We start from the raw sequence: 17,995 nt of genomic DNA, 5'->3' as shown, positions 1-17,995 counted from the left end.
GTGGATTTCCCGCCAGCCTGATGCGCCTGTACAGCATCAAACGAAATTGGCCGCGCATTATACGGCGTCTCACGCCATTTTTGTCAGCCTTGCTGTAAGTTTACGCAAACTGTTTGCTCGGGCAATGGAGGCTCGCAATCTGCCCCCCCTGCCCTCTGACACAAGACTTTCCCATCTTTGAGGATATTCAGAATATGGAGCTTCACGGATACTTCCGCTCTTCCGCCAGCTATCGGGTGCGCATTGCCCTGAACCTGAAAGGTCTCGAGTACCAATACCACCCGGTAAATCTACTGAAAGGTGAACAGAAGGAAGCGCCGCACAAGTCCCTGAACCCCCAGGGCCTGGTGCCCGCATTGATTGACGACGGCCAGGTGCTCACCCAGTCCCTCGCCATCCTGGAATGGCTCGACGAACAGTATCCGCAACCCGCCCTGCTACCCGATGGCGCGCTGGCTCGCGCACGTATTCGTGCCCTCGCCTACAACGTCGCCTGCGACATTCAGCCGGTTCAGAACCTGCGCGTGCTGAAATATCTGCAAGCGGAACTCGGAGCCTCAGACGAGCAGAAAGTCGCGTGGATACGACACTGGATCGGTCTGGGGTTTGATGCACTGGAGACCCAGCTGGCCCCACAGCTCAGCGCGCAGAGCACCGCGTTTGTGGGCGGTGAAAGGCCCGGTCTGTTTGAATGCTGCCTGGTGCCGCAAATCTACAGCGCAGAACGATTTGGCGTCGCGGTAAGCGATTACCCGACCATTGCACACATCGGCGCCGCCTGCGCCGCGCTGCCGGCGTTCGATAAGGCGCGTCCGGAAAACCAGCCGGACAGCACGCTCTGATTCACTCCTGCGCCGACGCCTGCGCAGCAGGGCCACCCAGAGAGAGCGGTTCTTTGAACGTCAGGGTCCGATAGGGGAAGGGAATTTCCATACCTGCAGCATCCAGCGCACGTTTTACCGCGGCCACCACCTGGCCGCGGGATTTGCGCTCCTCCAGTGGTGTGGAGCCCGCCCACCAGCTGATCTCGATCTCAATACCACTGTCTGCGAATTCATGGGGAAATACCTGGACCGGATCGTCGTCCCGCACCAGGTCACAGGCACGCACCGCTTCCTCGATCACCCCCACCGCAGCATCCAGGTCTACCCCATAGGCCACACCCACTTTGATACTGAAGCGCCGCTTACTTCGGTCTGTGAGAATTTCGCAGGGATTTTTGAACAGGAACAGATTTGGGACTATCACCAGCTCTCCCGTAGTACGGCGAATGGTGGTATTGCGCACCTCAACCGCTTCAACCCGACCGGACACGTTCTCACACTGGATGACATCCCCCGCCTCAAACGGGAAGCGCCACAGGATCAGGATGCCGGCGAAAAAATTCTCGAATATATCCTTGAATGCCAACCCTACTGCCACCGATAACAATCCCAGCCCACCCAGCGCTTTCGCGGGCGTCAATCCGGGGAAAAGCACCATTGCCGTGAACAACAGGCCGATAACCCAGATAAAGATACGGACCAGCCGAACCAACAGGTCCTGCAACGATGGGCGTTGGGTGGTTTTTTTTGCGAAGCGCCGGGCAAATTTTCCAGTCAGAGTCGCAACCAGCCAGGTCAGCAGCAACATCATGACACTGGCCGCGAAGAACGGAATATGCCCGAGAAACCCCTGCCAGATATTCAGCAGCGACTCGGATACGGTATCAATGACGTCACTAAACGAGGAGGGAGCGACTTTCGCAAGTTCCAGGGTTTCCGCCAATTCTTTGGCTTTGTCCGTATCCACCGGCGAGTTTTGCACGTGGGTCAGGTGGGAGAAATCTCGCAGCATCGCCCTGCCCTGTCAGGATACGCCGGGCGCATAGTCCTGGGTACGCAGCCACTTGGTCGCGATCCACTTTTCCCCGGCCAGTACCGGGCTTCCGCCGTGGAGTGTCTGATAATCCAGTTCTCCGGAATCACTGGTGTAGGAAAAGAACAGCGCAGCGCCTTTCTGCGGAAGAATATCAAGGCCCACCCGGGGGAAAACCGTTGCACCACCGGAAGACACATCATTCAGGTACATAATCAGGGTTCCCACCCGCTGCCCCCCTGAACACAGCACCCCATGGTTGCCCGGTTTTTCCGGATTGAAAAAGTCGTAATGAGGGCGATACTCCCCGCCGACCTGATAATTCAGTATCTGCAGCGGTTCGCCGCGCTCCTCGGGGACGTCCAGTAGGCGCGAGATGCGCGCCTCGATTGCCGTGATCACCGGTGTTTCACCACGGGCGAAATGTGTCCCGGAACTGGTACGGGTATCGCGTAAATCGAAAGACCCGCGCTCAGAGTTCACCACCCGGGACGGCTTCAGATTGGGTTTCGACATCGCCACCAGCGCATCGCACTCGCTGTCAGACAGCAGGTTAGCGAACAGAACTATGTTAGGGCGTTTCATGGCGAAGCGGACATCCACCAGCCGGTCGCCCAGGTCAATCTGGTTACCATCAGCGGCGAAGCGGTGGAAACGCCCGTTGCGCTCGCTGGTTTGAGCCACAATCCACGGCGCGGACGTCTCAGGACTTTGCGTGTGTGCGGGACGGGCGGGCGCTGTACCGGTATCGCGACGGCCTATCCCGTGGTCGAGAATGCACTGCTCTACCGCCTGCGAGATGCCCGGCTGGTATCCCGCTTTCAGTAAAGCATCCACCATGACGGAGAGGTGGTGCCCACTTTTCACCGCATCGCGGATCCACTGCTGTAATTCAGGTTGAAGCTCTGCAAATTCCATTTGCGATCCTTACCCGTGCAAACGACCACATGAGTATAGCCCTGGGCCCGCGAGATGGTTAGGCTTGCGGTAGTCGAGTTATGGGAAATCTCAAGGAGTACATATTGAACACCTCTATGGGCACGAAAAGCGACCGGGCACAGAATCGTTGTTCTCACGCTAGTGCAGGCCTTCTCAGGGCAATGATGGCGCTGTTACTCGTACCATTCCTGTTGATTCAGGGATGCGCCTCGTTATCGCCGAATTTTGAAAAGCCGGATGTCCAGGTAACAGCGGTGGAACCGCTACCGAATAACCACAGTGGTGACCTGCGTTTTCGTATTCACCTGCGTGTATTCAACCCCAATGACAGCGCCCTCGCCCTATCCGGGCTGTACTACACGCTGAAGCTGGCGGGGCACAAGGTGATTACCGGCACCTCGAATAATCTGCCGGTGATCCCGGCCTATGGTCAGGACGCCATAGTGGTCGATGCGTCCGCCAACCTGATGGGGTCAATCATGGCCATGACCGAGCTGGTTCGGCTACAGGGGGATACCGTGCCCTATGAGCTGGAGGCAAAGCTGGGATTGCAGCAGTCGATTTTGCCGGCGATACGGGTCTCCAAAAGCGGCGAGCTGCGCCTGGGCCAGTATCAGAACTGATTTGGGTGGGGGTTCAAGAGAGATTTGATTCCCGGAGGGGGCCCGCCAATCAGCGGCGGGCAGCCATGATGCCGCCAGTCATCGCCACCAGCGACCCCAGCATACCGAGGCCCACCAGGCTATACAGGCTGATACTCTGTTCTGCCGCGGCCACCAACACTTCCCGCAGCGGGAATTGCCAGCAGACAATCGCCGAGGCCAACACCACCGCCGCATACTGATAGCGGGTGGCTCGACGTTCAGCGCGCTTGGCCGGTACCGGCGGTAGGTCCGCCATTACCCGCTCGCAGAAACCGTCGTCGTCCAGATGCGGCTCGCTGAACTGGAGCTGCTGCGACAACCAGGTGTCGAAATCTGGCTCGCCATCGCCCATAGGACCGGCGTGCACAACACCGTTTTTGACTACCATACCGTCCGATCCACCCCACACCTGCTGGGGATTAATGCTTTGCGAATCTTTTGACTGTCTGTCGAAATCAGCCACTGACTACCTCCTCGCGCCAGGCCTGAAGCAGCGACTGCAGCTTGGTCCGAGCGCGGTTGACGTGGGATTTTACCGTGCCCAACGGCAACTTCATAATGCTTGCCGCCTCCTCATGTGAAAAGCCACGCTGCATACACAGATGCACCGCCTGCCTTTGGGCGTCACTTAATTCCCCCATAGCCGAATTCAAGTCTCTGGCCATCCCCAGCTGTTGCGCTTCTTCGACGCTTTCCTGGGATTGGGCGCTGTCCACGGCTTCCTGATCCACCACCGGAGCGTTCTTGCGCTTGTGACTCATGACCAGATTGTAGGCAATGCGGTACAGCCAGGTGCTGAACCGAGCATCCCCACGAAACGCGGGCAGCGCCTTATAGGCCTTGATAAAAGCCTCTTGCGCCATGTCGTCTGCAAGACCCTGGTCGCCATCGCACAGCTGACGGAGCGAGAAACGCAGCTGTGACTGATAGCGACGAACCAGCTGGGCATAAGCCCGCTGGTCCCCGTCTTCGACGACGCGCCTGATCAGATCCCCATCATCGAGGTTCATTTATTGGTTGCCCTTAACCCGCTTGTTTCTGGTCGTGCTTCCAATTGACATAGCGGGCGATCCCGATAAACAGCGGGATCAGGCCGAGGCTACCCACATCCACCCCGGCGGAGATGGACAACCAGATAAATACAGCGGCGCCGATGGCGATCAGGGTAATCCCCCTGTCTTTCGTGGTATTGGTACCCTCGCGATCCATCGCATCCAGCAGCTCCGGCGGAATATCACGGCCTTCAGACACCATGCGGTTGATGTTCTCCATCAACAGCTGCTTCTTACGGTAGTTGTTGCGGGTCACCATCCATACAATCAGAATCGGAGTACCGAACACTGCGATAATCGCCACGATACCGATCAACCAGTCCATATCCGGCCCTCCCGAGCGCTGCTCTCTGACCTTTTCTTCACGAACCTCATAGGCATGCTCGTGCATCCGCTCCGCATGCTCCCGAGCCCGTTCCGCCCGCTCGCGGATGCGCTCGGCACGCTCCATGTCGGCCTTGATACCGATACTGATGTTGCGGGGTACGGAATCCAGCGCCTGCTCCACCACCAGGCCTTTCTCATCCAGAATGCCTTTCTCTTCGAGCTTCTCGTAAATGCGTTGAGTCACCTTGCCGCCGAAGGCTTCGCCGAGATCAATCTCCACATCGGCGTTTTCGCCATTTTCATCCCGTGTATGGATGCGCAGAGTACCGTCGTCCTGGCGCAGTATGCGCACTTGTTTGGTCACCTCCTTCTCTACCGGCTTCGGTTCGACCACCGGGGCTGGAGGGACTGGCGGCTTGGGTGCTACCGCCTCCTCTTCCTGGGCCAGCAGGCTGCTCGACGCACCCATACCCACAGCGGCTACCAGGGCCAGTGCCCAGAGATTCAGCGGGCCGCGTTGTCTGTTTTCAATCGCTCTCATTGGTGTTATCTCGCTCTAACTGATCTGAGGTAAAGCAGGGAGTTGCCCTGGCCAATCTCTTCCGCGATGGTGACAGATAGACGAACTACCTCGAAAGACCATCAATGGCGCAGGATTGTACCTTTTTTAGTCAACCGGTATCAGGTTTTGGGATTCCCGGAACCTGCTTTTACCCTTCCCCTGATGGACGACAACACCCAGCTGTTTGGATGCAAGCGGCAGAAAATAATTGAAGGAGCACACAATGACCCCCGAATCAGTGTCGCCAGCGGCCATTCTCGAGTTCTGGTTTGGCAGCTCGGACCTCAGTTTCACGCCACCCGAGCCCCTGCGGGGGCGGTGGTTCCAGCGTAGTGACCCGTTTGATGAGGAGATTCACAGCCGCTTCAGCGGCGTCGTCGGGCAGGCCTTCAACGGAGAACTGGATTACTGGCGGGACACCCTGGATGGTCAGGTGGGGTTGATCCTGTTGTGCGACCAGTTCAGCCGCAATATTTTCCGTGGATCGGCGGCCGCCTTTACCGGGGACCCGCTGGCGCTGGAAATCAGCCAGGCCATGATCCGGGACAATACCCACACGCAACTGGGCCTTCATCAACGGGCATTCGTCGGAATGCCGCTCGAACACTCGGAACACCCCGAGGTTCAAGAGCAGTCGGTGGCCTATTTCGACCAGTTACAACGGGAATTTGCAGCAAACGGCACAGGGGTTACCTCCGAGGAAGCCAAAGCGGCGGCCAGCTACTGCCGGTTTGCCGTAGCCCACCACAAGGTCATCCAGCAGTTCGGCCGATACCCCCATCGCAATCAGGCCCTTGGCAGAGAGTCCACTGCTGCGGAACAGGCATGGCTCGACAACGGCGGCGGCTTCTAGCCCTCCTCCTCAACTAGCCCTAACCGGCCCTCAGCGCGTACACTGGCGCGGAATGTGGTGTATTGCAGTTGACACTGAATATTCATACAGATACTGTATATCCATCCACATCAACGACACATAACCACAATACCAAGACCTCAGGAGGCCCAGTATGGCGGTAGTAGCCGTTTGGAAATGCGATAGAGACGGAGCCATGTTCGATAACAAAAAAGATGCCGAAGAACACGACAAGATGCTGGAACTTGCCGCCAACATCACCGCACTGATCGAGCGCAACGTTGAGGGCGTGTCCGAAGAAGCGAGTGAAGAAATCGGCCTGATGCTGGCCAAGCGCCGCGAAGTTCTGGCGAAAGCCTGTAAAGGCAAGCCGGAAGAGCTGCTCGCCACGGAAGAGCAGGACGAGCAGTCCAGCGATGAAAACGTCACACCGCTGGCGGCAAATCAGTAATCCCCCCTGGATACCAATATTCTGGTTTCCATCCCTGTACTATGCCCGGCTTGCCGGGCTTTTTTTTCCCCGCAAGCCGGTCAGGACACCGGTCTATATCAGACCGCGGTAAGGATATTGATGACCGCCAGGATAATGATCACCAGCCAGGTCAGTGCGGTACCGCCAAACCGACCGGGGTGATACCCCCCTTTGCCGCCCACCAGACCAATCGCGTGCAGAATTCGTGCAAACACCAAAGCCCCACCCAGACAGTGCAGCCACACCGCCGAAACCCCATTGATCTCCGCCACCAGTAACAGAATCAAGGCAAGTGGAATGTACTCAATCGCATTCGCATGCGCGCGCACCAGTACTGCGCCCTCTTTATCACCTCCGGTGCCGATTCCAATCTTTTTGCCGCGACGGAAACGTACCACGTTAAATGCCAGCGCAATTACCAACAATGCACATAGGCCGCCATAGAGCGCAGTAATTTGTACACTAATCATCAGTTTTTATATCCATGTCCGGTACCCGCCTTGGGGTGTAAGTAACGATCCCGCAATCGTGTGGAGCGATTGACGAGAGACTGAGGTTTGCCATCGATCAGCACCAGTTCAGCGAAGCTGGTGACCTCCAGCGGATCACCACTCCACACAACCAGCTCCGCGGCACCGCCCGGTGCCAGAACACCGCCATCGATACCAAAGATTTCAGCTACGTTGGCGGTCACCGAACGCACTCCCTCCTCGAAGGGCAGCCCATAGGCGACCGCGTTGCCCGCAGCCTGACGCGACAGATAGCTATTGTGTGACCCTGCGTATCCGGGGCCACTGATAGCCACGGTAACACCGGCCTTGTGCAGCAGCGCGGCGTTGTCCATCCGCGCCCCAAGTTTCTCAAACGCATCTGGAGTGTTGCCCAGCACATCGACAACCACCGGTACCCGCGCTTTCGCCAACTGATCGGCGACCATCCAGCCTTCAGCAGCACCGATAATGATTGGTCGAATCTGGTAGGTATCCGCCAATGTCAGAAGCTGCAAGATATCACTGGCGCGGTCCGCGCTGACCAAGAGGCGCTGCTCACCGCGCAGTACCGGCTGCAGAGCCTCCAGGTCGTCCAGCGTAAAGTCCAGTTCTCGCCATTGTCCCCGGCGAATCTGATCCCGGTTATCCGAGTATTCCTTTGCCTGTTGCAGCGCACTCTCCAACTGGGTGAACGCCATGGCTCGGCTGCCCCCTGCCAGCTGCGCGCCATACTCGCCAAAGTACACCTTCTGCACCAGCTGTCGGTCTGTGACACTGTCGAACTCTCCCGTGAGCTTGATGGCGAACCCCTGCCCTGCAAAGATCTTTTCTTCACTGGCGGGCAATACGATTGCGCGGGTCAGGCCACCGGCCCGGTTGAAGGGGATCAGCGTGGACCGGGCGTTGAATGCCACCACTGGATCAAAGGCGGCACCAATAGATTGTTCGACCACTGCACCGTCATTGGTAGACGCAGCCGCACCGATTTCGGTCAGCCCCAGTTCACTACTGGGGGCAATCAACCCCGGAGTCACCACCTTGCCACGACCGTCGATAATCAATTCCGCCGCAACATCACCAAGCTCTTCTGCGATCTGCAGGATCTTGCCATCACGCACAAGCAAGTCACCATTTTCCAACGTACCCTGATCGCCAAGGGTGAGGATTCTGGCATCCTTGATCAGAATCGTTTGACCTTGGGCACCCAGGGCAAATCCTAGCAGGCAGAACAGGGAAGCTTGTACGCCAGCCCGCAGCGAGTTTGAAATTCCCATTAGCGCTCCCCTCCTTCCGGCAGACGCTCACCGTCAGCGTCCAGAATACCCAACTCAAAATCACTGTGCGGCTGTCGCGCAGGATTATTGCGGTCGTACATCAGTACCCCGTCGATAAATACTTGCTCGGCCTTGGCGTAGACACTGAACGGGTTGCTGGACCAAACCACCACATCCGCCATTTTGCCCTTCTCCAGGGTTCCAGTGACATCATCGATGCCCAATGCCCGGGCGGGGTTACGTGTCATCCAGGTGACCGCATGGCGGGGCTGGATCTCGAAGCCGGCGCGCTGGCCGGCTACCATGGCCTTTGCGGTCTCTTCATTGAGGTGCTGAATACCCACTGCAGAATCGGAATGGATCATGGCGCACGCCTTGGCCTGATCAACGATGGCGATGTTGGCCTCGGTCATATCGAAGGCTTCGTGCTTGAAACCCCACCAGTCTGCCCACATCGCCGCACACACATTATTCTTCGCAAGCAGATCAGCCACCTTATAGGCTTCAACTGCGTGGTGGAATGTCGATATCTGGAAATCAAACTCCCGCGCAATATCCATCATGATGGCCATCTCTTCACCCCGGTAGCAGTGGTTGTGCACCAGGATGTCACCATTCAGTACACCGGCGAGTGTCTCCATTTGCAGATCCCGGTCCGGCGCGTCTCCACCATTAATGTGATAATTTTCCCACTTCTCCTTGTATGCAGCGGCATCGATCCAGGCTTGCCGGTAACCCGCCACGTTACCCATACGCGTGGATGGCAGACTACCTTTCCCTCCGTACACCCGCTTGGGGTTCTCACCACAAGCCATTTTCAGACCGTATGGCGCGCCGGGAAATTTCATATCCTGGACACTACGACCGGGTACGTTTTTCAGAGTGATACCGCGGCCCCCAAACAGGTTGGCGGAGCCCGGTAGAATTTGCAGGGTCGTCACCCCGCCCGCCAAAGCCAGAGCAAATTGAGGGTCCTGTGTCCACACCGAATGTTCCGCCCATACCTGGGCGGTATTCGGGGACGTCATTTCGTTTCCATCCTGAGAGGATTCAATGGAGGGAGCCGGGTAGTCCCCCAGATGGGAGTGAACGTCGATAATACCGGGCGTCACCCACTTACCTGCACCTTCTACCACCAGGCCCTTCTTTGGCGCTTTCAGGTTATCGCCAATCGCTGCGATCTTGCCTTCCTTCAGGAGCAGATCGGTATTGAGCAGTTTTTCGCCGGTGCCGGTCAAAACCGTCGCCCCGCGAATCAGCACCGGCGCGGCCTCGTCCGGCTGATAAGTGCTGGGGAAATCCCCCAGGCGAGCAAAATCCGGACCGTCTGAATGTGTCTCTTTGTCCTCGCCACCACAGGCAGTAAGCACAACACTGGCCATAAGCGCCCCCCACATCACCAGCGGGCAATGCCATCGCCTTTGCGGACTTTTTACTACTTTCCAAGATAAGCGCATGCCCTTTCCTACCCCCTGATTTGTTATTAGGAAACTATTGTCGAATTTTTTACGGGACTACCGGATTCAACACCAATGTGACGCCAGCAGCAACTTCCGATTTCGCCACGGCAATCGCTGTCCGTTTACTAGACAATTTCAATAAGCCGTGTTGCAATCGAGAAACGTTCCCAGGTTCCTGGAAGGACAAATGGAAACCAGAGTAAACACGGCGAGCAGCGGCCCCACACCCGCGAACGCAGAACCGCCGCCAGCAGAACATGATTCACAGGAGGTTTACGAAGCCTTACGAAAAAGTGAGGAGCGCTACCGCGAACTGGTCGAACATGCCAATTCGATCATTCTCCGCTGGGACCGCAACGGAGTCGTTACTTTTTTCAACGAGTACGCGCAGCGTTTTTTCGGGTATAGGGAAGCGGAAATAATCGGCAGGCATGTGGTGGGCACTATTGTGCCCGAAAACGAGAGTACCGGCCGCGACCTGCGCCCACTGATGGACCATATCTGCAACCACCCCGAAGAACACCGCTATAACGTCAATGAAAATGTCACCAAAAATGGAACCCGGGTATGGGTGGCCTGGACCAACAAATTACTGACGAATGACGACGGTGAAGCAATCGGCGTACTGAGTATCGGTACCGACATCACCAAGCAGCGACTGCTGGAGGAAGAACTGCGGCAGGCGCAAAAGATGCAGGCGATCGGCGAACTGGCCGGCGGTATCGCCCACGATTTCAATAATATGGTGCACGGTATTGCCGGTTTCGCCGAGGTTATCAAGCAGACAACCTATGATGCGAAAATATCAGAATATGCAACGCAGATTCTGACGACCGCCCACCACGCCGCGGAACTGACCAAACAGCTTCTTACTTTCGCCCGCAAGGGCTCCTATCAGCTACACGACTGCAATACACACGACATCGTGCGCGACGTCTGCGCAATGCTCGAACGCACTATCGACCGTCGCATTGTAGTGCGCCAGAATTTGGGGGCCGAATTGCCAAACGTCAAGGGCGACCCCTCCCAGTTGAAAAGCGCTCTGCTGAATCTTGGCATCAATGCCAAAGATGCCATGCCAACCGGCGGCCATCTGGTATTCAGCACCAGTAACGTTGAAGTTACCGAGCCTCTCGCCATATCCGATTTCCAGCTGGAGCCAGGTGAATACTTGCGCATCAATGTCTGTGACAGTGGCACCGGCATGACGGAAGAGATCCGACAACGGATATTCGAGCCCTTCTTTACCACCAAGGCATGTGGCCGCGGCGCAGGGCTCGGGCTGGCAGCAGTATATGGCACAACGCACCTGCATAAAGGTGCGATTCAGTGCCGTTCCGAGGTGGGCAAAGGCAGTAATTTTGACTTGTACCTGCCAGTCATTAGCAACGGTGGCAAACAGCAGCGCTACCCGAAAGCCATGCACTGCACTCGGGCAATTCGCATGATGCTGGTGGACGACGAAGCGATCGTTCGCAGTTATTCCAAAGCACTATTCGAGATGCACGGCCATCGCGTCGACACCTTTGCCACAGCCATAGAGGCGATTGAACACTACGAGAAGCATTATCAGGAAATCGATCTGGTGCTCCTCGACATGATTATGCCGCAAATGGATGGGCAGCAATTGTTTGCACAATTGAAGCGAATCAACCCTGCCATCAAGGCCATGCTATCAACCGGTTACAGTGTCGAATCCAAAGTGCAGGAAATTCTTGCCGATGGCATTCTCGACTGTATAAAGAAGCCGTTTACCTACGACCAGCTGGAGCAGAAAATCTCTCTGCTGTTCGCGCCACTAGGAGGCCAGCCACCAGAGGGGAAATAAACCATGCTAAATACCGGCCCGGTCAATAGTGCAATATCTTGATGATCGGCTCACCATTATCACACTCGCCAACCACTTCAGGCTTCGATATCAGTGATCCCGCCTGACGGGGAATTCGCGAGGGGTATGGGGCGAGACAGGCATAGTGGAAGTTGACCGACCAATTGCAGTAAATGATCCCGTCATCCTCGTCATAGAAACGTTCCTGACAAAAGCTCAGGTACGGGCTCTGCCCTCCCCCCGGTTGCCCGGTCATTTCGCCGCCCTCCGAGTCACTCTGGGCCGAAGCCGGACTGGTTGCCAGACACGCCAGTATCAACCAGCCGAATACCCACTGATCGCAGCGATTCATAAGGAACCCTCGCAAACTGTATTCCGGCGACGCACCACCAGGGCGACACCGGGGAGCCCACCGGAACGTGAACCTCTCCATTGAGCTTAGCAGCTCTGGCGCAAATCTCTTCACAAAGACACCGGGGTATCGACCTGCCAGTCTACCCCCCAGCTGCTATGATACGCCGCCACGTGAACACCCTCTGAGGCCCTGATGTCTACCTCCTGCCCCTGCGGTACCGGCAAACCCATGGATCAATGCTGCGGGCTCTACCTGTCTGGCAAGGCCTACCCGAATAACGCAGAGCTGCTAATGCGCAGCCGCTACAGTGCCTACGCCACCGGAAACCTTCCCTACCTGATCAAAAGCTGGCACCCGGATACCTGTCCAGATCTCAACAGCGACGACCTCCGCACCCTCTGGCTGCGCCTCGAAGTTCTTCAGAGCAAAAAGGGTCTAAAGAAATCGATCGTAGAATTCAAAGCATGGTTCGCAGCAGAGGAATCCGAGCGGGTGCTGCACGAGATATCGCTGTTCAAGCTGTATAAAAAACGCTGGGTGTATGTCGGGCCGCTGGAGCAGTGGCCATCGTCACACATGTGAAAGCAGAACGCGGGGAAAGCCAGGTACGGCTATGCGCAGGCGCGCTGGCCGCGGGAGCCCTGCCACTCCCGCGCCTCTTTACGTGCCTTCTGTTTTTGACTGAAACGCTCGGCGGATTTGGCGCGCACATGCGGCCCACCCTTACCAAGCAGTGGATTCTGCGCAACCCGATTGCGGGGGCTGCGCATGACCTTCATTGATTTCGGGGTGCTTTTCCCCGATGTTTTTTTCTTCATTCGTTTCTCCAGAGTAAAAACTGCTACCCCTTGATACAGATCACCTGCTTCAGGGTATGCACCACATCCACCAGATCACGCTGATTTTCCATCACCTGATCAATGTCTTTATAGGCTGCGGGGATCTCATCGATCACCCCCTTGTCTTTTCGACACTGCACACCGCGAGTCTGGGCCTCCAGATCATCGCGGGTGAAGCGCTTGCGTGCAGCGGTACGGCTCATACGGCGACCCGCCCCATGGGCGCAGGAGCAGAAAGATTCTGTATTTCCAAGCCCACGCACAATGTAAGAGCGTGCGCCCATGGAACCGGGGATAATTCCCAGCTGATCTTTCTGCGCGCTGATCGCACCCTTGCGAGTCACAAAAACATCGCGCCCGAAATGCTGCTCGCGTACCACATAGTTGTGGTGGCAATTTATCGCCTCGCGCTCCAGCGTAAACGGCGGTAACTGCTGTTGCAGCACGCCGACCACCAGCTTCATCATCTCCTGCCGATTTACCCGGGCGTACCCCTGAGCCCAGTGCACCGCGGCGATGTAATCGTCAAAGTGACCGTTGCCCTCTCGGAAGTAAGCCAGATCACGGTCGGGCAGATTGTGCATATGCCCTTCCATGTCCTTCTTCGCCAGCTGGATAAAGTGCTGGCCGATGGCATTGCCAATTCCACGACTACCGGAGTGCAGCATTGCCCACACACGGTTGTTCTCATCGAGACAGATCTCGATAAAGTGATTTCCACTCCCCAGAGTACCTAGCTGGGTTACCCAGGTTTCTTGAGGGTTACGCAACCGTTTCAGCAGCTGTGGATGTTTGGCAAAAAGCTGTTCGGCACCGCTGGCCAGGTTCTTTGCCGCTGCCTCGCGGGCACTGATCCGCTTGTGGCGACCAAAGCCGACCGGTACGCGCCGCTCGATGGCATCCCGCAGTGGCTTCAGGTTATCGGGCAGCTGATTGGCATGCAATGAGGTACACACCGCATTCATGCCGCAGCCAATGTCCACACCAACCGCGGCGGGAATAATCGCGCCCACCGTAGGGATCACCGATCCAACTGTTGCACCAATGCCCATATGCACATCCGGCATAGCTGCCACATGGGAATGAATGATGGGCAACTGGGCAATATTTTTAAGTTGTTGCAATGCGGCATTTTCTACGTCTTGCGTATAAATTTTTACCGGCACGGTGCCGGCAGGTGCATTGCCATTGAGTACCATTTTTACAGGCATAACTTGTCCCTGGATTTCTCCACGTATGTATTCAGATGCCTTTCAGAATTCGCTGGACGTAAAAATAAAAAAGCCCCGGCAACTGCCAGGGCTTCAAAGAGGTCTGGCTTGAAAGGCGGTATCACCTTTCAAGCGCGAGCACATGAAAGGCCGTTCAATTTGAACTACTGGGTTTACTCCGTAACTGCATTTCATGTCTCCTGTTGGTATGTGCTTAAATCAAGCAATAAAGATTGCGCGCAAGCATATTGGCTTCAGCCCCAGTGTCAATACTTTTCCGGAAATTTTCTCGATCCTGTTCGGTTCTCTGCGTGTTTCCCGCTAAGACACACTTTATAATTCCATTCCGTTTCCAGCCGAGCAGCGCCTCGCAAATGACACCAGAGTTACTCTTCGAAGACGACCACCTGATCGCCGCCTACAAACCGGAGGGCTGGCTGGTGCACCGCTCGGATATCGACAAGCATGAAGACCGCATCCTGCTACAGTACCTGCGGGATCTGGTCGGTGTGCACCTGTACCCGGTGCACCGGCTGGACAAACCAACCTCCGGTGTGATCGTGTTTGGCAAAAGCGGAGAGGCAGCCGCCAAACTGCAGGGGCAGCTGGACAGTGACTCCTCGATCAAACAGTACCTCGCCATCTGTCGCGGCTATTGCCCGGAAAGCGGTGTCATCGACCACCCACTGCCGCCGGTGGCGGACTTCAAGCACCAGCGCAAACGGCCAAAAAGCGATCTACCCCGCCAGGATGCGATTACCCATTTCCGGCGTCTCGGCACTGTGGAGCTCCCCTACTCCGTCGACCGCTACCCCAGCAGCCGTTATTCCCTGGTGGAAGTCGAACTGAAGACCGGCCGCCGCCACCAGATTCGTCGTCACTTCAAGCACCTATCGCACCCGCTGATCGGCTGCCCGAAATACGGAAAATCCACCCACAACCGCTTCTTCGCAGAAGAGCTGCAATGTGCAAGACTCTTGCTGCATGCCTATCGGCTGTCCATACAGCACCCTGAATCCGGTGAACGCCTCGAGATTGTGGCACCACCCAGAGGCTGTCTTATGACATTGATTGAGCGATTTGGCTGGCAGCTGCCCTGAGGGCGGCCCGTTAATAAAGATAGATCCTACCTACACCGTGGAGCCCCCCGAATGTCCCTGATGTCCATTCATCGCACGCCCGCCTTCCGCCGCCGCGCATGCTCACACCTGTGCCGGTTTATTGCGGGGTTGGCCCTGGCCAGCAGCGCTTCTGCTATGGCATCCAATGAGCTGACCGCCCCACTCCCAAAACTGCTTCCCTGGAAGGGTACATCGGAAAAACTCGTCCAGCAGACAGGCGACTGGGTGACCCCGGCGGAAGCCAGCGACTTCAAAACCACGCCCGATTACGAAGCAACCCGAGTCTTTGCCAATCGGTTGGCTGCGGCCAGTGACGATATTCAGGTAAGCGATATCGGTGCCGCCAACAGCGGCCGCAAAATCCAGCTGATTACCGTGACGGAAGGTGGCAGCGACGCGATAGCCAACGGCAAGCCTACCCTGCTGGCCCAGGCGGGTATCCACTCCGGCGAGATTGACGGCAAAGACGCGAGCTTTATGCTGCTGCGCGACTATATCGGCGGTGACAAGGAATTGAAGGCGCTCATCAGCAAAGTCAACCTGCTGATCATCCCGATTCTGAATGTCGACGGACACGAGCGCGCCGGCCCGCACACCCGGATGAACCAGCGCGGGCCACACAACGCGGGCTGGCGCACCAACCGCAACAACCTCAACCTGAACCGCGACTACGCCAAACTGGACACACCAGAACTGCGCGCGGTGATGGACGTGATCAACCAGTACAAGCCAGAACTCTACCTGGACATCCACGTCACCGATGGTGAGGACTACCAGTACGACATCACCTACGGCTACAACGGCTCCTTCGCCAGTGATTCACCAAAGATCGCGCGCTGGCTTGAGCAGACCTTCCAGCAAGACGTGGACACGGCCTTGGCAAAAGCCGGACATATTCCCGGCCCGCTGGTATTCGGCGTCAACAGCAACGAATTCTCCGATGGCATCAGCCACTGGACCGCCAGTCCCCGCTACTCCAACGGACTCGGCGATCTGCGCCACACGCCCACGGTTCTGGTGGAAAACCACTCACTGAAGCCGTATCGCCAGCGTGTGCTGGGCACCTATGAACTGATCAAGGCGAGCCTAGCCTCACTCGCGGAGCACGGCAATGCACTGCGCGCTGCCATCACGGAAGATCAGCAGCAGCGCCCACAGACCCAGGTGCTTGCCTGGAGCGCCAACAAGACACCAGACCTCAGCGTCTATGCTGAAAAGCCCTTCAAAGGCATGGCCTACGAGAAAAAACAGAACCCCATCAGCGGCAAAGAAAATGTGGTCTGGCTCGGCAAAGCCAGAGATTATCGGGGGTTACCGGTATTCAGAGACGACGTTAAAGCCGTAGAGGTGCGCGTACCGGAAGCCTTTTACATCCCCCGCCATGAAAAGCTCGTCGTCGAGCGCCTGAAAGCGCACGGCATCGAAATGTCCAATGCTAAGGGCGGACCACTCCCGCTTACCCAGTTCACTGTTGAAGCCCACGAGTTTGGCAAGGCGCCGTTTGAAGGCCACTTCCGTGTCGATGCAAAGTTCTCGCGAGAACGCATTCAACGGCCGGTTGATGATTACCTTGAGGTATCCACCAACCAGCCATTGGGAAAGCTTGCCACTGCGCTCCTGGACCCTCGCGGCCCTGACTCCTTTTTCCAATGGGGATTCTTCAACCAGATTTTCCAGCGTACCGAGTACGCGGAACCCTACGCACTCATCCCCTTGGCAGAAAAAATGCTGGCGCAGGATGCCGATCTGAGAAGCGCCTTTGAGAAGCGGCTACAGGACAAAACCTTCGCCGAGAGTCCCTCCGCCAGGCTTTCTTTTTTCTATCAGCGCAGCCCTTACTACGACCAAGAATATCTGAAGTACCCGGTTTTACTGAAATACTGAAAGGGTCTGCACCATGAAAAAAGCACCTAAATTAATAATTCGCAGGCTGGAGCTAGCGCCCTAGCCATTGCTGAAACAGACCTTTCAAGCCAGGTGTGGGGTGTGCTAACAGAACAAAACTGAAATTATCTGTTGCACTGGTGCCTTCGATCGCACGCGTGAGCGCTGCTGCGGTTTCTTGTAGATCGCCACCCGACGTCAATATATCGCTCAGCTCACCGGGGCTGAGCATATCGCTCACACCGTCTGAACAAAGCATTAGCCCACCCCTGGAGCCCGGTCGATAGTAGGATTCGCCCGGATTCAGATGCGGTAGCTCCACCAGGCCCAGGGCCTGATTGATCAGATTTTTTTTCGGGTGATTCTGGGCCTCCTCTTCACTCAGAACCCCACGCTCAATCAGATCTTCCACGAAGGAATGATCCCGGGTCAATTGTCGCAGTCGCCCCTTCTCATCCCAGGCGTAAACACGGCTATCGCCACTCCAAATCAGCCGGAATCCACGCCGGCATCGCTGTACCGCAACGAGCGTGGTACCCATACCCGACTGATCGGGGTTATCGCGAGCAGCGGCTTTAATTGCCACGTGGGCACGCTGCACCGCCTGGCGCAGGTCATCCCCCGCGATCATGTCCTGCACCACCGTATCCACCGCTAACTGGCTCGCCACTTCACCCGCGGCGTGTCCACCCATGCCATCCGCAACGAGCCACAAACCGCGCTCATCGTCATTGAACACCGCATCTTCATTGTGCTCACGTACGTGCCCTACCCGGGATACGGCAATGCTCTCAATTCGCCCCTGCATCAACCTGGTTTCCACGCT

20 protein-coding genes are annotated in these 17,995 nt (G+C 56.8%); 8 read left to right on the top strand and 12 right to left on the bottom strand.

Translation table 11 applies throughout. From position 1 onward, the window contains the following. Positions 1–194 precede the first annotated feature (194 nt). Positions 195–842: a maleylacetoacetate isomerase gene (gene maiA / locus AU11_RS01680; protein ID WP_043315960.1), complete on the top strand. Its 648-nt coding sequence runs from the start codon at positions 195–197 to the stop codon at positions 840–842. A 1-nt stretch (position 843) separates the two neighbouring features. Here the strand turns inward: maiA and AU11_RS01675 are convergent, their stop codons facing one another. Both AU11_RS01675 and AU11_RS01670 read right to left on the bottom strand, forming a co-directional pair. Beyond that, positions 844–1,836, bottom strand: coding sequence for a mechanosensitive ion channel family protein (locus AU11_RS01675; protein WP_081847873.1), 993 nt, complete (start codon positions 1,834–1,836; stop codon positions 844–846). Positions 1,837–1,848: 12 nt separating this feature from the next. After that, positions 1,849–2,775, bottom strand: coding sequence for a 2OG-Fe(II) oxygenase (locus AU11_RS01670; RefSeq protein WP_043315958.1), 927 nt, complete (start codon positions 2,773–2,775; stop codon positions 1,849–1,851). A gap of 80 nt (positions 2,776–2,855) precedes the next feature. Between AU11_RS01670 and AU11_RS01665 the strand changes: the two genes are divergently transcribed. After that, positions 2,856–3,419 (top strand): LEA type 2 family protein, encoded by a 564-nt coding sequence (locus AU11_RS01665; protein ID WP_081847872.1) that lies wholly within the window; start codon positions 2,856–2,858, stop codon positions 3,417–3,419. Between the two features lie 49 nt (positions 3,420–3,468). Here the strand turns inward: AU11_RS01665 and AU11_RS01660 are convergent, their stop codons facing one another. The 3 genes from AU11_RS01660 to AU11_RS01650 form a co-directional block, all read right to left on the bottom strand. Then, positions 3,469–3,828: a hypothetical protein gene (locus AU11_RS01660; RefSeq protein ID WP_231491449.1), complete on the bottom strand. Its 360-nt coding sequence runs from the start codon at positions 3,826–3,828 to the stop codon at positions 3,469–3,471. Positions 3,829–3,895: 67 nt separating this feature from the next. Further along, positions 3,896–4,450, bottom strand: a complete 555-nt coding sequence (locus tag AU11_RS01655) for a sigma-70 family RNA polymerase sigma factor (protein ID WP_043315951.1) — start codon at positions 4,448–4,450, stop codon at positions 3,896–3,898. Positions 4,451–4,463: 13 nt separating this feature from the next. Beyond that, the gene (locus tag AU11_RS01650; RefSeq protein ID WP_231491418.1) at positions 4,464–5,360 is read right to left on the bottom strand and encodes a DUF6249 domain-containing protein; all 897 of its coding nucleotides are present in this window, start codon (positions 5,358–5,360) and stop codon (positions 4,464–4,466) included. Between the two features lie 244 nt (positions 5,361–5,604). On the opposite strand from AU11_RS01650, the gene AU11_RS01645 reads away from it, so the two are divergent. Together AU11_RS01645 and AU11_RS01640 are read left to right on the top strand one after the other, a co-directional pair. Then, complete coding sequence (locus AU11_RS01645) at positions 5,605–6,234, top strand: DUF924 family protein (protein WP_043315949.1); 630 nt, start codon at positions 5,605–5,607, stop codon at positions 6,232–6,234. Positions 6,235–6,388: 154 nt separating this feature from the next. Continuing rightward, entirely contained in the window at positions 6,389–6,685 is a 297-nt protein-coding gene (locus tag AU11_RS01640; protein ID WP_043315947.1) for a YebG family protein, read from the top strand. A gap of 98 nt (positions 6,686–6,783) precedes the next feature. On the opposite strand, the gene AU11_RS01635 is transcribed toward AU11_RS01640, so the two are convergent. Genes AU11_RS01635 through AU11_RS01625 form a run of 3 tightly spaced genes read right to left on the bottom strand, consistent with a single transcriptional unit; the run spans position 6,784 to position 9,853 of the window. After that, positions 6,784–7,176, bottom strand: a complete 393-nt coding sequence (locus AU11_RS01635; RefSeq protein ID WP_231491416.1) for an MAPEG family protein — start codon at positions 7,174–7,176, stop codon at positions 6,784–6,786. After that, the gene (locus AU11_RS01630) at positions 7,176–8,471 is read right to left on the bottom strand and encodes an amidohydrolase family protein (RefSeq protein ID WP_043315945.1); all 1,296 of its coding nucleotides are present in this window, start codon (positions 8,469–8,471) and stop codon (positions 7,176–7,178) included. The genes AU11_RS01635 and AU11_RS01630 overlap by 1 nt, the downstream gene beginning before the upstream one ends. After that, positions 8,471–9,853, bottom strand: coding sequence for an amidohydrolase (locus AU11_RS01625; protein WP_231491414.1), 1,383 nt, complete (start codon positions 9,851–9,853; stop codon positions 8,471–8,473). Before AU11_RS01625 ends, AU11_RS01630 begins: the two co-directional genes overlap by 1 nt. Positions 9,854–10,118: 265 nt before the next feature. Between AU11_RS01625 and AU11_RS01620 the strand changes: the two genes are divergently transcribed. Beyond that, positions 10,119–11,759: a PAS domain-containing sensor histidine kinase gene (locus AU11_RS01620; RefSeq protein WP_043315943.1), complete on the top strand. Its 1,641-nt coding sequence runs from the start codon at positions 10,119–10,121 to the stop codon at positions 11,757–11,759. 22 nt (positions 11,760–11,781) lie between these two features. Here AU11_RS01620 and AU11_RS01615 read toward each other — a convergent pair whose 3' ends face one another. Further along, the gene (locus AU11_RS01615; protein WP_043315941.1) at positions 11,782–12,111 is read right to left on the bottom strand and encodes a hypothetical protein; all 330 of its coding nucleotides are present in this window, start codon (positions 12,109–12,111) and stop codon (positions 11,782–11,784) included. A gap of 195 nt (positions 12,112–12,306) precedes the next feature. Between AU11_RS01615 and AU11_RS01610 the strand changes: the two genes are divergently transcribed. Beyond that, positions 12,307–12,696: a YchJ family protein gene (locus tag AU11_RS01610; protein WP_043315939.1), complete on the top strand. Its 390-nt coding sequence runs from the start codon at positions 12,307–12,309 to the stop codon at positions 12,694–12,696. Between the two features lie 29 nt (positions 12,697–12,725). On the opposite strand, the gene AU11_RS01605 is transcribed toward AU11_RS01610, so the two are convergent. After that, the gene (locus AU11_RS01605; protein WP_043315937.1) at positions 12,726–12,932 is read right to left on the bottom strand and encodes a hypothetical protein; all 207 of its coding nucleotides are present in this window, start codon (positions 12,930–12,932) and stop codon (positions 12,726–12,728) included. 23 nt (positions 12,933–12,955) lie between these two features. After that, positions 12,956–14,164 (bottom strand): RtcB family protein, encoded by a 1,209-nt coding sequence (locus AU11_RS01600; RefSeq protein WP_043315936.1) that lies wholly within the window; start codon positions 14,162–14,164, stop codon positions 12,956–12,958. 374 nt (positions 14,165–14,538) lie between these two features. Between AU11_RS01600 and AU11_RS01595 the strand changes: the two genes are divergently transcribed. Both AU11_RS01595 and AU11_RS01590 read left to right on the top strand, forming a co-directional pair. Continuing rightward, entirely contained in the window at positions 14,539–15,264 is a 726-nt protein-coding gene (locus AU11_RS01595) for a pseudouridine synthase (protein WP_043315935.1), read from the top strand. Between the two features lie 51 nt (positions 15,265–15,315). Further along, positions 15,316–17,169, top strand: coding sequence for a M14 family metallopeptidase (locus tag AU11_RS01590; protein WP_197023734.1), 1,854 nt, complete (start codon positions 15,316–15,318; stop codon positions 17,167–17,169). A 52-nt stretch (positions 17,170–17,221) separates the two neighbouring features. On the opposite strand, the gene AU11_RS01585 is transcribed toward AU11_RS01590, so the two are convergent. After that, positions 17,222–17,977: a PP2C family serine/threonine-protein phosphatase gene (locus AU11_RS01585; RefSeq protein WP_051686856.1), complete on the bottom strand. Its 756-nt coding sequence runs from the start codon at positions 17,975–17,977 to the stop codon at positions 17,222–17,224. Positions 17,978–17,995: the final 18 nt, after the last annotated feature.

The sequence above is a fragment of the Microbulbifer sp. HZ11 genome, assembly GCF_000708675.1.
In the GTDB taxonomy this organism is placed as follows: Bacteria; Pseudomonadota; Gammaproteobacteria; order Pseudomonadales; family Cellvibrionaceae; genus Microbulbifer.
Note: the sequence above shows the minus strand (reverse complement) of the source record. Positions and strands in the feature narration are given on the sequence as shown.

Bases quoted from the DNA above. Each gene is read 5' to 3' on its own strand.
- maiA (WP_043315960.1), top strand. From the start codon at position 195: ATGGAGCTTCACGGATACTTCCGCTCTTCCGCCAGCTATCGGGTGCGC.
- AU11_RS01675 (WP_081847873.1), bottom strand. From the start codon at position 1,836: ATGCTGCGAGATTTCTCCCACCTGACCCACGTGCAAAACTCGCCGGTG.
- AU11_RS01670 (WP_043315958.1), bottom strand. From the start codon at position 2,775: ATGGAATTTGCAGAGCTTCAACCTGAATTACAGCAGTGGATCCGCGAT.
- AU11_RS01665 (WP_081847872.1), top strand. From the start codon at position 2,856: ATGGGAAATCTCAAGGAGTACATATTGAACACCTCTATGGGCACGAAA.
- AU11_RS01660 (WP_231491449.1), bottom strand. From the start codon at position 3,828: ATGGTAGTCAAAAACGGTGTTGTGCACGCCGGTCCTATGGGCGATGGC.
- AU11_RS01655 (WP_043315951.1), bottom strand. From the start codon at position 4,450: ATGAACCTCGATGATGGGGATCTGATCAGGCGCGTCGTCGAAGACGGG.
- AU11_RS01650 (WP_231491418.1), bottom strand. From the start codon at position 5,360: ATGAGAGCGATTGAAAACAGACAACGCGGCCCGCTGAATCTCTGGGCA.
- AU11_RS01645 (WP_043315949.1), top strand. From the start codon at position 5,605: ATGACCCCCGAATCAGTGTCGCCAGCGGCCATTCTCGAGTTCTGGTTT.
- AU11_RS01640 (WP_043315947.1), top strand. From the start codon at position 6,389: ATGGCGGTAGTAGCCGTTTGGAAATGCGATAGAGACGGAGCCATGTTC.
- AU11_RS01635 (WP_231491416.1), bottom strand. From the start codon at position 7,176: ATGATTAGTGTACAAATTACTGCGCTCTATGGCGGCCTATGTGCATTG.
- AU11_RS01630 (WP_043315945.1), bottom strand. From the start codon at position 8,471: ATGGGAATTTCAAACTCGCTGCGGGCTGGCGTACAAGCTTCCCTGTTC.
- AU11_RS01625 (WP_231491414.1), bottom strand. From the start codon at position 9,853: ATGGCCAGTGTTGTGCTTACTGCCTGTGGTGGCGAGGACAAAGAGACA.
- AU11_RS01620 (WP_043315943.1), top strand. From the start codon at position 10,119: ATGGAAACCAGAGTAAACACGGCGAGCAGCGGCCCCACACCCGCGAAC.
- AU11_RS01615 (WP_043315941.1), bottom strand. From the start codon at position 12,111: ATGAATCGCTGCGATCAGTGGGTATTCGGCTGGTTGATACTGGCGTGT.
- AU11_RS01610 (WP_043315939.1), top strand. From the start codon at position 12,307: ATGTCTACCTCCTGCCCCTGCGGTACCGGCAAACCCATGGATCAATGC.
- AU11_RS01605 (WP_043315937.1), bottom strand. From the start codon at position 12,932: ATGAAGAAAAAAACATCGGGGAAAAGCACCCCGAAATCAATGAAGGTC.
- AU11_RS01600 (WP_043315936.1), bottom strand. From the start codon at position 14,164: ATGCCTGTAAAAATGGTACTCAATGGCAATGCACCTGCCGGCACCGTG.
- AU11_RS01595 (WP_043315935.1), top strand. From the start codon at position 14,539: ATGACACCAGAGTTACTCTTCGAAGACGACCACCTGATCGCCGCCTAC.
- AU11_RS01590 (WP_197023734.1), top strand. From the start codon at position 15,316: ATGTCCCTGATGTCCATTCATCGCACGCCCGCCTTCCGCCGCCGCGCA.
- AU11_RS01585 (WP_051686856.1), bottom strand. From the start codon at position 17,977: ATGCAGGGGCGAATTGAGAGCATTGCCGTATCCCGGGTAGGGCACGTA.